The organism is Blastopirellula sediminis (assembly GCF_020966755.1).
In the GTDB taxonomy this organism is placed as follows: domain Bacteria; phylum Planctomycetota; class Planctomycetia; order Pirellulales; family Pirellulaceae; genus Blastopirellula; species Blastopirellula sediminis.
This window is the reverse complement of record NZ_JAJKFT010000010.1, coordinates 3,084,650-3,098,975: the sequence shown is the minus strand read 5'-3', so window position 1 is coordinate 3,098,975 and position 14,326 is coordinate 3,084,650. Positions and strand designations below refer to the sequence as shown.

Annotated in this window: 11 protein-coding genes; 4 read left to right on the top strand and 7 right to left on the bottom strand. The window is 58.6% G+C overall.

The genetic code is table 11. The features are described from left to right. Nucleotides 1–149 precede the first annotated feature (149 nt). Nucleotides 150–1,625 carry a PQQ-binding-like beta-propeller repeat protein gene (locus tag LOC68_RS24295; RefSeq protein ID WP_230223645.1) on the top strand — a complete coding sequence of 492 codons (1,476 nt, stop codon included), beginning with the start codon at nt 150–152 and terminating at the stop codon, nt 1,623–1,625. A 114-nt stretch (nt 1,626–1,739) separates the two neighbouring features. Here the strand turns inward: LOC68_RS24295 and LOC68_RS24290 are convergent, their stop codons facing one another. The 4 genes from LOC68_RS24290 to LOC68_RS24275 form a co-directional block, all read right to left on the bottom strand. Further along, entirely contained in the window at nt 1,740–2,387 is a 648-nt protein-coding gene (locus tag LOC68_RS24290) for a 3-keto-disaccharide hydrolase (protein ID WP_230223643.1), read from the bottom strand. A 64-nt stretch (nt 2,388–2,451) separates the two neighbouring features. After that, nucleotides 2,452–4,347, bottom strand: a complete 1,896-nt coding sequence (locus LOC68_RS24285; protein ID WP_230223641.1) for a PAS domain-containing hybrid sensor histidine kinase/response regulator — start codon at nt 4,345–4,347, stop codon at nt 2,452–2,454. Nucleotides 4,348–4,663: 316 nt separating this feature from the next. Next, nucleotides 4,664–6,598: a chloride channel protein gene (locus LOC68_RS24280; RefSeq protein WP_230223639.1), complete on the bottom strand. Its 1,935-nt coding sequence runs from the start codon at nt 6,596–6,598 to the stop codon at nt 4,664–4,666. Between the two features lie 178 nt (nt 6,599–6,776). Further along, nucleotides 6,777–7,340 carry a hypothetical protein gene (locus LOC68_RS24275; protein WP_230223637.1) on the bottom strand — a complete coding sequence of 188 codons (564 nt, stop codon included), beginning with the start codon at nt 7,338–7,340 and terminating at the stop codon, nt 6,777–6,779. A 267-nt stretch (nt 7,341–7,607) separates the two neighbouring features. On the opposite strand from LOC68_RS24275, the gene LOC68_RS24270 reads away from it, so the two are divergent. After that, nucleotides 7,608–7,994, top strand: a complete 387-nt coding sequence (locus tag LOC68_RS24270) for a GlsB/YeaQ/YmgE family stress response membrane protein (RefSeq protein WP_230223635.1) — start codon at nt 7,608–7,610, stop codon at nt 7,992–7,994. A 159-nt stretch (nt 7,995–8,153) separates the two neighbouring features. Here the strand turns inward: LOC68_RS24270 and LOC68_RS24265 are convergent, their stop codons facing one another. Beyond that, on the bottom strand, nt 8,154–8,492 hold the full coding sequence (locus tag LOC68_RS24265; protein ID WP_002652012.1) for a P-II family nitrogen regulator: 339 nt from the start codon (nt 8,490–8,492) through the stop codon (nt 8,154–8,156). Nucleotides 8,493–9,356: 864 nt separating this feature from the next. On the opposite strand from LOC68_RS24265, the gene LOC68_RS24260 reads away from it, so the two are divergent. Further along, on the top strand, nt 9,357–9,836 hold the full coding sequence (locus tag LOC68_RS24260) for a SufE family protein (RefSeq protein ID WP_230223632.1): 480 nt from the start codon (nt 9,357–9,359) through the stop codon (nt 9,834–9,836). A gap of 115 nt (nt 9,837–9,951) precedes the next feature. Next, nucleotides 9,952–10,941: a 3-keto-disaccharide hydrolase gene (locus tag LOC68_RS24255; RefSeq protein WP_230223624.1), complete on the top strand. Its 990-nt coding sequence runs from the start codon at nt 9,952–9,954 to the stop codon at nt 10,939–10,941. A 63-nt stretch (nt 10,942–11,004) separates the two neighbouring features. Here LOC68_RS24255 and LOC68_RS24250 read toward each other — a convergent pair whose 3' ends face one another. Next, nucleotides 11,005–11,700, bottom strand: a complete 696-nt coding sequence (locus LOC68_RS24250) for a lysophospholipid acyltransferase family protein (protein ID WP_230223622.1) — start codon at nt 11,698–11,700, stop codon at nt 11,005–11,007. A 266-nt stretch (nt 11,701–11,966) separates the two neighbouring features. Further along, the gene (locus LOC68_RS24245; protein ID WP_230223621.1) at nt 11,967–13,889 is read right to left on the bottom strand and encodes a prolyl oligopeptidase family serine peptidase; all 1,923 of its coding nucleotides are present in this window, start codon (nt 13,887–13,889) and stop codon (nt 11,967–11,969) included. Nucleotides 13,890–14,326 lie beyond the last annotated feature (437 nt).

Genomic DNA, 14,326 nt, shown 5'->3' with positions numbered 1-14,326 from the left:
AACGAACTGTACAGACGTGCATAGTGTCGAAACCAACCGATCAGTCGGGATGAATTCGTCATTTTGTGAATCGCCCAACGGCCCCAATCCACCGCTGCGGGGTAATATCAGGGTCGCGTTCTGCACTCATCTCTCAACTGAGGTTCGCTATGTACCGCAACTTGCTTCCCTTCGTCGCCGCCTCCCTGCTGATGGCGGGCAACTTTGCCGTCGCAGCCGAAAGCTGGCCGCAATGGCGCGGCCCGAACGCCGATGGCGTCGCCGCCGGGGCTCCTCCGACCGAGTGGTCGGCTGACAAAAACATCGTCTGGAAAGTCGACGTCCCCGGTCGCGGCAGTTCGACCCCGATCATCTGGGGCGACAAGCTCTTTTTGCTGACCTCCATTGAAACCGACCAACAAGGGGAGAAGGCGGATGGCGAGGAAGCGAAGCCGGCCGCAGAACAACCGCGTGGCGAACGCCCGGAAGGGGACCGTCCTCGCGGCGAGCGCCCCGAAGGAGATCGTCCTCGTGGACCGCGTGGCGGTTTTGGCCCCGGCGGCCCTGGTGGTCCCGGAGGACCGGGCGGCCCCGGCGGATTTGGCCGTGGCGGCGGACGAGGCGGATTCGGCGGCGGAGCGGCGCCAACCAAGGTCCACCAATTTGTCGTCCTTTGCTTGGATCGCAACACCGGCAAAACGCTCTGGCAGCAAGTCGCCTGCGAAGCGGTTCCGCACGAATCGGGGCATGCGACCAACACGTTCGCCTCCGCTTCGCCGGTCACCGACGGGAAGCGGCTCTACGTTTCGTTCGGCTCGTTCGGCATCTACGCCTACTCGCTTGATGGCGACCTGATTTGGAAAAAGAATCTCGGCAAGATGCAGACGCGAGCCGGTTTCGGCGAAGGAACGTCGCCGGTGTTGGCCGATGATACCTTGGTCATTAACTGGGATCACGAAGGGGACTCGTTCATCACCGCCCTCAACGCCGCCGACGGCGAAACGCTCTGGAAGAAAGAGCGGGACGAGCCGACCAGTTGGAACACCCCGCTGGTAACCGAACTCGATGGCCGCAAGCAAGTGGTCGTCAACGGCACGAATCGCGCTCGGAGCTACGACCTGAAAACCGGCGAATTGATTTGGGAGTGCGGCGGTCAGGCGACCAATGCGATTCCGTCGCCGATTCGTCACAATGACCTGGTCTATTGCATGACCGGCTATCGCGGTTACGCGTTGTATGCGATTCCGCTCAACTCGACCGGCGACATTACCGACACCGACAAGGTCGCTTGGTCGCGCGACAACGGCACGCCGTACATCGCTTCGCCGATCTTGTGCGATGGGCTCCTCTTCATCACCAAAGGACGCGACAGCATCCTCAGCTGCGTTGACGCCGACACCGGCGAGACCTATTTCGAGAACGAACGTCTCGATGGGCTCGATACGCTCTACGCATCGCCGGTCGCCGCCGGAGGCAATCTATACTTCTTTGCTCGCAACGGCGCCGCGATGGTGGTCAAGTGCGACAAGAAGTTCGAGATCGTCGCCGAAAACAAACTCGATGACGAGTTCGACGCCTCGCCGGCGATCATCGGCGACAAGATGTATCTCCGCGGCGAAAAGACGCTCTACTGCATCGGAAAGTAACAGCGAATACCGTTTTCGTAGGTTGGGTGCAGCGTAGCGCAACCCAACAATGCGTTTGCAAGCGAAAAAGGCCGCGAGCATCCTCGCGGCCTTTTTTAATGCTTGTTGTAGTCGTTACTTCAGCTTCTTCACCTCGATATTGCGGAGCGCCGCCGAAGTGTTCCAGGTCGCGATCCCCAGCGGGCGCATCGGCTCTAGTTCCCACCAGATGCTGAATTTCACATCCTTGGTATTCACGCTGAAGATCGAATCGCCGTCGACCCACGCGGTCACGCTTTCCGGCGTGACTCGCAGACGGATCTTATACCACTGATCGTTCTTGAATTCCTGGTAGCCGGTGGCGCCGTTTTCGATCGCGGTCAGATCGTCGACGTTCGATAAGCCGGTCACTCCCCCGCCCCAGCCGCCGATGATCATCGTGCAGTACTGGTCGTTGATCGGGAAGGTCATGCCGCAAAAGAAATCGTCTCCCTCGGTTCGCTTCGCTTCCAAGGTGATCTCATAGTTCATCCGCGGCGGCTGATCGTCGCGGTAGATGCCGGTTCCGGAGTCCCCCTTCGCCAGGTGCAACTCTCCATCTTTGACGGTCACGGCGCCATGCTTGTCGAAGACGCGCTGATGGGCGATTTTCCAGCCGGCCAGCGTCTTGCCGTCGAACAGCTTCACGACCTCCGGCTTCGCCTCCTTCGTCTCTTCCGCATGCAGCGAGAGCCCAACCAGCAAGCAGCAAACGAACGACAGCGACGTGTAGATTTTGGACATGGCGGTTCTCAGCGGATAACGGACAGGAATCCCCTTCTAAGATAACCGCCCGACAAGGACGATCCTAGTCGCTGACCTGCGTACCGCTTTCCGCCAGATTCAGCTCGTTGCTGATCTTGCGTCCTTCGTCGATCCACGAATGGCAAACCGAGATCAAGCGACTTCGTTCGACCGGCTTGGCGATGTAGTCGTCACAACCCGCGTCCAGGCACTTCGCCCGATCATCGGCCATCGCGTGCGCCGTTAGCGCCACAATCGGCTTACGATACCCGGCTAAACGGAGCACGCGGGTCGATTCGTAGCCGTCCATCACCGGCATTTGCATATCCATCAGGATTAAATCAAAGTCTTCGCCGACAGACGCCTTCTCCAAGGCGACTTCCATCGCTTGCCGACCATCGGCGACCACCGTCACCTTGGCGCCGGCGGTCCGGAGCAGCAACTCATATAGGCGTTGATTATCGGGCCCGTCTTCGGCCAAGAGGACGCGCCCTTCCAGACGCATGCTGTTTGGTTTCGCTTGCATAGCGGTCTCCGGCTGCGGGTCTTTCGTCGCGTCGCAACCGATCGGCAGACGCACGGTAAACTGCGATCCTTCGCCGGTCTTGCTGCGAACCGAGATTTCTCCCCCCAGCATCTGCGAAAGACGCTGGCAGATCGCCAGTCCTAAACCCGCGCCGTCATGTTGGCGCGTATAAGAGTTGTCTCCCTGGCGGAACGGCTGGTAAATCAAACCGAGCATTTCCTCCGGCATCCCGCACCCGGTGTCGCGCACGTTTAGTTCCAGAGCGCCGTTGGCGACCCGCACCGCGACCCCGATCTCGCCGCTCTCGGTAAATTTCACGGCGTTCGTAATCAATCGCCACAGAATCTGACGAACGCAAAGGGGATCGGTAACGATCATCTCCGGGATTTCGTCCGAGACGTCGACAACGAAACGAAGTCCCTTTTCGTCGACCAGATTGCGGAACGACTCGAAGGTTCCCTTCAGGAATTCGTAGGCTGGCGTCGGCATCGCGTTGACTTCAAGATTGCCTGAATCGATTCGCGAGAATTCCAGAATATCGCTGATCAACTGCAGCAGATGTTGTCCATTGCGACGAATCGTATCGACCGCATCGCGGGCGTCGGGCGCTTGGCTAAAGTCTTCCAGAATCTCGGCGTAACCGAGAATCGCCGCCAACGGAGTCCGCAGTTCATGACTCATATTCGTCAAGAATTCCGCCTTCGCGCGAATCGCCGACTCGGCCGCTCGCTTGGCGCGTTGCAACGCGAGCTCCGCTTCTTTCCGTGCGGTGATGTCGGTCGACGCTCCCAGAATCTGCGTCCGCGCGTCGTCATTTTCTGCGACGCATCCGCTGGAGAGATACCAGCGATATCCGCCATCGCCGCGACGAATGCGATGCTCGACGACGTACCGATCGGTACGGCCGGAAAAATGCGCTTCGGCGGCGGCCAGCGTCAGCTCCTGATCATCCGGATGGATACGTTCCATCCACTCGGTCAGGTTTTTCGGCAACTGATCGTGCGAAAGTCCCAGCATCTCTTGAAAGTGGTCGGCCAGGTAAAAGAAGTTGTTCGGGCGATCCCAACGCCAAAGGCCGACGTTTCCTTCGGCGACCGCGACGCGATACCAGCGTTCGCGATGGCGCAGCTTTTCGGCGGTCATTTTCCGCTCAATGCACCGCTTCACAGTTAGTTCGATCGCCGCAGCCGAGAGATGGGACGTTGGGGCAAATTCGTCGGCGCCGCTCGACCACGACTCCAATTCGACTTCGCCCGAGGTCTCGTCGCCAACCGCAACGACGACGGCGTTGGGGAGGCGCGCGCGAACGCGGCGAAGCTCCGACATCTCTTCGCGCAGCGAATGCGTTCGATCAATCAAGAACAGACAGATCTCGATCGGCTCGTCATCAATAATCGAGCTTGCGTCAGGGACGGCGTGAAAACGCCATTCCACGGACTGGCTACAACTTAGCTCTTTGGATACCGCCGCTACCAGGTGAGCGTTGCGACATACAACGAGCGTTGTGAATCGTTCGCACTTCATTTTTCTGCCCCAAATGGGAGGATCGCTGCTTCGATCGAATCCCTCTCGGCGGGGACGAATTCCCCGCCTAGTGAGACACTAGGTCAGGAATTTTGCGCGGTGGGGGACGCCGAGAATTAACGTATAGCCTACGAATGTTTTTTTTGCGCAACTCTGCGACATGTAGCGATTTTGCCGCCGGCAGAATTCGAAAACCTCGACTTACCGTTAAAGCCCTACCCCGCGATTAGTGTCGCGAGAGCATCGCTTCGCGGTAGCGGCTCATGACGTCGGCCCGTAGCAATAGGCCGATCAATTGACGACGTCCCCCTTCGCCGATTTCGACCGGAAGCGTATCGACGTCGCGCGAACCAAAGTCGCGGAGCGCCTCGAGCAGGTTCTCATCCGGCGATACCGAAATCGGCATCATCAGGGCGATATCGTCCGCATTCACCAGATAGGGTGAGACGTCGGTATCCATCACGCGATGAAGGTCTTCCGGACGAATAATCCCGATTAGTCGATTGTCTTCGTCCATGACCGGCAGACTCTCGATGTGGGGGTTCTGCCGCGCCACTTTGATGATCTGCACCAGATTGTCGGTATTCTTCACCGTGGGGAAACGGCGAATCATCACGTCGCGCACCTTGATGTGCTCGGCGCCGTGTAAGTCATGGCTGCGAGCGATCGACTCGCCGCTGCGAGCCAACCGTTTGGAGTAAATGTTCTCGCGATCGCTGAACCAAGCGACCAGGCTCGAAATGCAAGCCGCGCCCATGATCGGCAAGATAATGTGATAGTCGCCGGTCAGCTCGTACACGATCAGAATCGCGCTCAACACGCCGTGCGTGGTCCCAGCGACGACCGCCCCCATACCGACCAGCGCATAAGCGCCGGGACTGGCGCACATGTCGGGCGAAATCAAGTTGCAAATGATTCCATACGCGCCCCCGAGCACGGCTCCCAAGAATAGCGACGGAGCGAAAATACCGCCGGCGCCTCCTCCCCCTAACGTCAAACTGGTGCAGACCGGTTTCAACAGAACCAGCGGAATCAACCACCAGAGATGCGCAATCATCTGTTCGCGATTGAGCATCACCGTTTTGGAGCTCTTGTCGTTGCCGTTCTGACGCTTGACCGGCGTCGGATCGTCGGCGTTCTCCAAGTGGAGCGAGTGTTCGACCGTCTCGTATCCCACGCCGTATAGAGCAGGGCCAAGAGGATGCTCGGCGCTCATTTCCTTCCCTTCCACCGACTGCGTTGGCGGGGCGGGATAGAGGACGAAGTAGCCGGTCCCAATGACGCCGACCAACGAGCCGTAGACCAGGGCCCGAATCCACCACTTCGTCAGGTGCGTCTTGCCGAAGTCTTCGGTCCAGTAAAGGAGTCGCACAAATCCGATCGACGCGAAACCGCAGACGATTCCCAGCACGAAGTACGAAGGTAGCTCGATCCAGTTCCCTGAAAACTCGTGCGGAATCTGGCGAAACGCGACGTTCACCCCATGCTCGCCGACTTGCTGTTGCACCACGTCGGCCAACACGGCGGCGATCACGATCGGCGTCAAGCTTTCGACGGCGAAACTTCCCAGGATGATTTCGCAAGAGAAAATCACGCCGGCGATCGGCGCATGAAATGCGGCGCTAATCCCAGCTGCGGCGCCGGCCGCAACCAACGTTCGCAAGTTGCGCGAAGACAAGCGAAAGAACTGCCCCGCGGCGCTAGCGATCGAAGAGCCGATCAGCACCATCGGACCTTCCGGCCCAACCGAACCGCCAGCGCCGATGCAAACCGCGCTGGAAAAAACTTTCGCCAGCGACCAGAGAGGGCGAATCACGCCATCTTTGCGTGCGACCGACTTGATGACTTCGGGAACCGCTTGTCCTTCGAGTCGAAAGAACCGCGTGAACCACGCGACGAACAACACGCCCACCACCGGAGAGACCGCCAAAGCGACGAAGCCCCAGAAGGTGTGTTGGCTCCAGTGGACGAACCGCAGCACCGTCAGTTCGTGGATGGTTTCAAACAGATAAGCGAACGCCACCGCGCCGTAACCGGTGAGAACGCCGGCGATCGCGGCGAGCACAATCGTCAATGGCGCTGCGGGGATCGTGCCGCGCCGAAAGCGCTGGGAGATCCAGCCGAACGCCGCTGGATAGATCTTTTTGATCCGATCGTGCATGGACGAGCTGTGGAAGGATTACGGCAAAGAGTTCTAGCCTAACATGGATCCATCCCTCGTAAAGGGCGTTTAGACCGACCCAAAAATCAAAAAAAGAGCCGCGGAACAACTTGCCCCGCGGCTCAGAATTCAATCTCAATCGCGTTGAATCAAATTTCACGCGAAGGTCGTTGGAGTCTTACTCCAGGATCTTCTTCGTGTCGGCGACGATCGTCGAGATCTGTTCTTTGGTCGGGTTGGCCGAAAACGCGTGATTCACCTTCACGCCCTCGGCATTCCACATCATGACGCTCACTTTGGCGTCCTTCGAAACCTTATACGGCTTCGGGCCCTTGCTGTCTTTGAAGACGGTCAGCGGGGTTTCTTCGATCTTGTTGGCGGCGGCGACCTTTTCCAGTTCGCCTTTGCAGTCAGCCGGCGAATCGCTCAGCATGACGACGAAGGCCGACAGCTTCTGATCCGAGTTCTTGGCGACCGTCGAGTCGATCTGCTTCACCAGATCTTGAACGTTGGCGTCCATGTCGCGAGCGAAAATCGCAATCGTCGGACGACCGCTGTAACGGCAGCGATAGCAGAGGGTTTCGCCCTTGGCCGGACCGGTGACGTCTTCGACGACGAACGGAGCCGGTTGCGAACCAACTTCGGGGCCCGACTTCACTTCGTCCGCTTCCGCGGCCATCAGATTGTGAGCCGACAGACCCAGGCACAGGGCCAACGCCAGACCAAACACGAGCTTCTTCATGCGGATACTCCAGAAATGGGGGTAAACTAAAGGAAAGGGCAAACCGGATGGTTCGCTCATTGTAGTGACTAGGTGGGAAACAGCGTTATCTACGCAGCCCTTTAGGAGGGCACATTCTTCCAAACGCCGTGATAGGCTTATTGTGGCGGGCCGGAGCGGACAAATCCGTGAATTTTCCTACATCGAGAAAACTTTACCAAGAACAATGTCCGATTCCAACTAAAAACCCCCCATCGCATTGGTGCTAGCCAAGAGGAAGCGACGATCATGGAAGGCGAATTTGCAGACCAGGTCCAACATTGGTGCGAAATTGTCTTGATGTGGGTAGGTTTTGGTACGGTAACCGGCCTGCTCGCCAAGGCGATTATGCCTGGACGTGATCCCGGCGGTCCAATCGCCACGCTGGCGATGGGAATCGGCGGCTCGATCATCGGCTGTGCGGTCCTGGCTTATTTCTACGGCGGTGAGCGCGTTTCTCCGATCAGCCCGCTTGGTTTCGTCGTCGCCGTCGCCGGCGCGTTCGTAATCCTCGGCTTCTATCGCTTGCTCTCGGGCCGCGTGATCGACGAAGGGGGCCATGAGACAGTAGTACGTCGCCCCAGCTTCTTTCGTTCGCGCCGTCGCCGTCGTTACGTCGAACACGAGACGGAGTAGTCCCCTCCCCTGCCGTGACGCAAGAAGCAAAAAAACCGCTTTGGTATCGGCCAAAGCGGTTTTCTGGAGGACTTGCAATCGCGAGCGGTGATTCCCGAGCAATCGACGTGCGAGACGCGCTTACCCGGTTGGATCGAGCGATCCGCGATTCGATTCGACCTAGATAGCGGCCGAACCCGATTCCGCGGTACGAATGCGGATGACGTCGGTCAATTCGCTGACGAAAATCTTGCCGTCGCCGATCTGACCCGACTGAGCTTTTTCGATGATGGTGTCGACGATTTCCTGGAATTGTTCGTCGGTGGCGACGATCTCGATTTTGATTTTCGGAACGAAATCAATCGAGTACTCGGCGCCGCGGTAGGTTTCGGTCTGACCCTTCTGGCGACCAAAGCCTTGGACTTCGATTGCGGTCATCCCACCGAATCCCTTGCTCACCAAGGCGTCTTTGATCTCATCGAGCTTGTGATGACGGACAATCGCTTCAATTTTCTTCATGGACGAACATCTCCGTATTCTGACGTGACGTGGATCGGGCGCAAAAAGGACATTCGCCCTTCGGGAGCACTTAAACGTTCACTTAACCAGCCCCAACGGTCATCTGCCTCCAAAACTCATTTGAATTAGGCAGACGAGAGAGACTGCTGGAAGGCCAGCGCAGACCGGAAACCGGTCCGCCGTAAAAATTTAAGCGTCTTGCCCCACGGAATGCAATCATTATGCCAAATGGGGCAAAGAGGCTGATAGCAGCGTGCAACCCCTTAATTCAAAGGAAGTTACGAATAACATTGCTATCCCGAATAGTACAAAGATTGCCGGTGAAATCAGCAGAAATGGGCGCAACACGCGCGAAATGCATGCACAGAAATGAAAAAGACTTGCGCCATAGTGGCGCATAAAAAAACGGCCGAGGCCAAAGAGACCGAAATCTCCTCAGCCTCGACCGCCGTTCCCAACAGCCCCGTCGTCAGGAACAACACCCCATCATGCTTTGGGTAAACGAGGTCTTGCCTCGTAGTTGGTCGAGTTAGGACTCTCTTCTACAAGAGAGCGAGGCGTTGGCCAGTTCCCGGCTCACTCCTGCATCCTGCCGAGTGAATTGAGAAATGGACCACGCATCTACAAAGTTGGGTCGAATCTGTCGCCGCGGTAAATCTTTGACCATCCTGGTCATCCTTGATTCACCGAATAAACTTCGACGCTCCTTTGATGGCTAAGCGTAATTGCATTCAGCGTGCCAAAACGAAAAAACATGCCGCAATTGTACGAAACGCTGATGTTTTGCCGTAAAATTTCAGCCTAGCGTTAGAAAGATCCCGGAATTTCCACTAGGCCAGTTGCCTAAAATGAATGCAACTGCTCATGATGAAAGCACCCGATCCGTTCTTGTGGGAGAAACAGGCACGCGTGAGCGATATTCCTAGACTGACAGCCGCCGAACTCATCGATGAGTTTGAGTTTTATGACGATCCTATGGATCGTTTTCAATATCTGATCGAACTCGGTCGGCAGATGCCTCCGCTCGATGACGCCTACAAGGTCGAGGCCTATCGCGTCCAAGGGTGCCAAAGCCAGGTCTGGCTCGTTCCGCAGGCAACCGCCGACGGCAAGCAGCTCTATTTTCTGGCAGATAGCGACGCCCAGATCGTCAAAGGCCTGGCTGCGCTCCTAGCAATGCTCCTCTCCTATCAAACGCCGGAAGAGATCCTCTCCTTCGACCTGGAAGCGCTCTTCGAGCAGATCGGCTTGGCCCAGACGATCACTCCGTCGCGGGCCAACGGCTTCTATAACATGGTGCAGCGGATTCGGGACTTGGCGAAAGCGGCCAAAAAGGCGGGGTAATTTCGCCAGACGCCGTAATCGGTTTGGTTGCGTCGCTTTATTGGGCAAGGCACAATAGGCAGTTCTGTTCCCGTTTTTTCCCTTGTTTTCACCTGCCCACCCCAGAGACCACCCCATGAAATTGGACCTCACTCGCATTGCGCTGGCCGGCCTTCTCTCGCTGGCGACCGTCGGCCTCGCTCGTGCCGCCGATGATTCCCCGACCTTTACCAATCCCAAAGAAGCCGGCGTCGACTACGAAATCCAAGGCGAATACGTCGGCAAGCTGATCGTCGACGGCAACGAAGTCCCGTTTGGCGCCCAGGTCATTGCGCTGGGTGACGGCGAGTTCGAAGGAGTCGGCTATCCGGGCGGACTGCCGGGCGAAGGTTGGTCGCGCGGCATGGAAATGCACAAAGCCAAAGGCAAACTCAAAGATGGCGTCGTCTCGATGGACGGAGACCACGGCAAGGTCACCATCGCCGATGGCGTGATCACCGCCTATACGACCGACGGCGACAAGATCGGCACGCTGAAGAAGACGGAGCGCAAGAGCCCGACCTTGGGCGCCAAGCCGCCGACCGGCGCGATCGTGCTGTTCGACGGCTCGAACGCCGACGCCTTTGAAAACGGCAAGATCGTTCAAGACAACCTCCTGCTGGCCGACACCTACACCAAGGAAAAGTTGGGCGATCACTCGCTGCACATCGAGTTCCTGCCGCCGTTCAAGCCATTCGCTCGCGGCCAGGCTCGCGGCAACAGCGGCGTCTACGTTCAAGGTCGCTACGAAGTGCAGGTTCTCGACTCGTTTGGCCTCGACGGCGCCGACAACGAATGCGGCGGCATCTACAAGGTCTCGAAGCCGATCGTCAACATGTGCTACCCGCCGCTGACCTGGCAAACCTATGACATCGACTTCACCGCCGCCAAGTACAACGAAGCGGGCGAGAAGACGAAGAACGCTCGCGTCACCGTCAAGCACAACGGCGTCGTCATTCATGACGATCTCGAACTGCCGATGCACACGCCGGGTCGCGAACAGGAAGCCAACAAGCCGGCTGCGTTGTACCTGCAAGGCCACGGCAACCCGGTCGTTTACAAGAACATCTGGCTGATCAAGAAGTAACGCCGCCAGGCCTTACTTGCGAATTATCAATGACGCCGACGACTCACCATCGTCGGCGTTTTTTTATGCCGCGACTTCGTCGCCGGCAACTTCCGGCAAAGCGACCGGCTCCGGCGCTTCGACCGGATCGTGCAACAGCTCGAGAGCATTCAGCGAAGCTTCGATGCGGCGGCGATATTCTTCCAGCGATTCGCCGACGATCGGATAGACCGGCTCGGCGAAGTAGCCGTCGACGCGACAGAACGGTTTCGGAATCTGCAATCGATCCCAGGTCTTCGCCAGGATCCAGCGTCGTTGCGGCACCGCTACCAGGTTGATCACGGCGGCGCCGGTCTTTTGCGACAGCGCGGCGACTCCCTTGTGAACGCGATTGCGTGGTCCTCGCGGTCCATCGACCGCCAGGTAAGCCGGTTTGCCGCCGGCGACATGTTCGATCAACCCTTCCAGCGCCTCGCGGCCCCCTTTGGCCTGACCGCGGGTTCGGTTTGATCCACGGATCGGGGTGACTCCCATCACTTGGAGCGTCGGCACGATCAACTGTCCGTCGAGCGATTGCGAGACCATCGCCGCGGTCCCTGGTTCGCTTCCCATCGCCGCAGCGACCTGATGCGCGTGCAGAACCGAGTAGACGTAAGGAACCCCGTCGGCGCGAAGCGCGGGACGTGGATCGTCGTGCAAGCGAACCTTGCAGGTCAATCGCAGCAGCAGCACGGCGAGCGCCGCCAGGTGGGCGACGATCCAGTTCAAAATTACTTTCACAGCTCTCCGCTCTTCCGCACAACCAAAGGCGAACGCAATTCGCTCGCAGCCCCAAGTTGGCTCGTAGTTCCCGACGAAAAGAGCGCAGTCCAGGTCGTCCAATGACCAAGCGCATTCACGCCCTCGCGACTCGCCGTAGCGCCGGCTTGTCGCGATTTCCCACTCCTCCGTTGCGCTCTCGCGCCAGCGGGAAATCAAGAGACGGGAGTTTACCTGCGAAACGGCGAAAGGGTCAATGCGATCATCGACCCTTTCTGATCCGACCCCTACTTTGCGGACTTGGCCGGCTTGGCTCGCCATGCTTCGTCGAAGAAGTCGGCGACCACCACTTTCCCCGGCGAAAGGCCATTCGGGGGAGTCGTGATATCAATCACCGCCCAGTCGGGCAGCTGCGGGTTTTGCCGCGAATTGCTGCTATCATCCTGCTCACGGAAGGTCGGACCGCTGTTCAGCACCAGGTACTTCCGCGGGTTCTGGGGGTTGGGATAAATCATCAGCGGCACATGGGTCTCGGCCGAGAATTTCTGGCCTGCGATCTCCACCCCCTCGGCGTTCCAAGCGAGCGGCGTCTTCGCCAGCGACTCCCGGATCACGCGATTCGTTTCCGGAGTTCCCCACGCGATAATGTGATACTTGGCGACGTCGGCCGGAGTGACCTGATCGTCGTACTTCCAGCGGGGCTTGCCGCGGAAGAGGGCCTGCCAGCGATCGTCGAAGTGGGCGATCTCAAACTCCAGCCATTTCTGCAGCTGAGCGTTCTTCGACTTCTCCCGCGGCACCACCACCAAGAACGGTTCCAGGAAGACGTCGTCGATCGGTCCTTGCAGCCCCGGCTGTTTCGCCAGCTTGCTCGGATCGGCGGCGACCGGTCCAATCGACCACTTCCCTGCCTTCTTCACCAGCGTCAGCGGCGCGTCTTCAGTCGGCGCCGTTTCGACGGTCAGCTTCTCACCATCGATATCGACGACGAAGCCGGCCGGAATCTTCTGCAGGTGGAGCGCCAGCGCCGCGACATTTTTGGTCGTGATCGTCACCGAATCGGGCCACGCAACCTTCGCGTCGATCCGCGAGTCTTGCCAATGCTCGTCTAACCGGAGCGCTTCGACCCAATGCATCCGCGGATAGCGGAGCGTGCGGGTCTGGAGCGAAACTTCGGTCGGCGTCCGATTCAAGCCGGCGTCGCGGAATTCTTTGATCTTGGCGAGCAACGTCTTCAGCGTTTCCGGTTCGTACTTGTGTGCGGTTTGGGGGCCGATCAAATGCGGCAACGTGCGACCTTCGGCGGCGTACGCTTCTTCCATCACGCGGGCCGCTTGGATCTGCTTGTCGATCTCGCCGCTGTAGGCGATCACCGGCTGATTAAACAAGTTGCGCACATAGTCAGGCACGTCATAGCAGCCCCACAACTTTTGCACGTAGGCCGGCGGATAGTTTTCCGGCTTCAGGTTTTGATAACGAGCGGTCTCAGCAAAACCAGCCCCAGGGCTGATCGCCACCCAGTGATCGGCGTAATGAGCGCCCACATGCCAGGCGCCGGCGCCACCCATCGAAAAGCCCATCAGGACAATGCGATCTGGATCAATCGAGTACCGCTGTTTCACATCTTCAATCACATCGAGCACGTCGATTTCGCCGGCCGACTTGAACCCGATGCACTGCCGACCAAACGGATGAACCGTGATCGCGTCGTCCGGAGCGACGTACCCTTTGCTCTTCTCCCGATTGGCGATGAAGTAAAGGTCGGTCTCTTTGTCGCCGCGACCATGCAGCCAAACGTAGAGCGGAACCGGCTTCGACAGATCGAGCCCGGCCGGAACGTGCAGTCCATACGGCTGAGCCGAATCGTCAATCGCGCTACGATAGCCGCGAACGAGCAACCCGTCGGCGGTCGGCCAATCGGCTTTGCCCGCTTCGATCTGCTCAATCCGCTTCTCCGCCTTGTCGAGCGCCGCGCGAGCGACGTCGACATCCTTCGGCTTGTAGAACTCGCCGTTCCGCAGGGCGAGCGAAACCGCTTTCAGGTACACCTCGGCGTCGACCGCGAGCGGGTTGTTCTGAATGGTCGCCAGCTTCTGCTGCAGCGCATCGAGTCGGCTGGTCAGCTCTTCTTTCGCCTTGGCGTCGATTTCGATCCCCGGCGGGGGCAACACGCGCGTGATCGGCGGAATCGCATCTTGAGCCAGGCTCAAGGCTGCCAACGAAAACAGTAGACAGACGGACCAGAAGCGGCGCATCATTTTCGGCCAGAGGGTTCGGAGGGAGGAGATTGGGGAAGGAGCCGGTTTGCGGCCGCCAACCGGCGCCGCAGAACATCCCCTTATCGTAGTACAAATCGTCGCAACTTGCGATCAGCCCCCCTTCTCTGGTAGCCGGCAGCAAAAGCCCGCCAAACACTAACCCGAGGCGCAAGCCGAGGGAAAGCGGCCGGCCAAAGAAGAGAAGAATAGAACACGGAAGCCACGGCAAGGCGACGGAGAACACGGCAAGTAGAAAAGCGGCCGAGAAGCAAAACACTAGCCCGCAGCGCCAGCAAGGGAATGCGGCCGCAAGTGAATGACGAATGTCGAAGCGCAATAATTCCAAATTGCCAAACAGCGCGCACTCTTCCATCCGCCCCAACGGGGCG

Coding starts and splice junctions, on each gene's coding strand:
- LOC68_RS24295 (WP_230223645.1), top strand. CDS start 150: ATGTACCGCAACTTGCTTCCCTTCGTCGCCGCCTCCCTGCTGATGGCG.
- LOC68_RS24290 (WP_230223643.1), bottom strand. CDS start 2,387: ATGTCCAAAATCTACACGTCGCTGTCGTTCGTTTGCTGCTTGCTGGTT.
- LOC68_RS24280 (WP_230223639.1), bottom strand. CDS start 6,598: ATGCACGATCGGATCAAAAAGATCTATCCAGCGGCGTTCGGCTGGATC.
- LOC68_RS24275 (WP_230223637.1), bottom strand. CDS start 7,340: ATGAAGAAGCTCGTGTTTGGTCTGGCGTTGGCCCTGTGCCTGGGTCTG.
- LOC68_RS24270 (WP_230223635.1), top strand. CDS start 7,608: ATGGAAGGCGAATTTGCAGACCAGGTCCAACATTGGTGCGAAATTGTC.
- LOC68_RS24265 (WP_002652012.1), bottom strand. CDS start 8,492: ATGAAGAAAATTGAAGCGATTGTCCGTCATCACAAGCTCGATGAGATC.
- LOC68_RS24260 (WP_230223632.1), top strand. CDS start 9,357: ATGATGAAAGCACCCGATCCGTTCTTGTGGGAGAAACAGGCACGCGTG.
- LOC68_RS24255 (WP_230223624.1), top strand. CDS start 9,952: ATGAAATTGGACCTCACTCGCATTGCGCTGGCCGGCCTTCTCTCGCTG.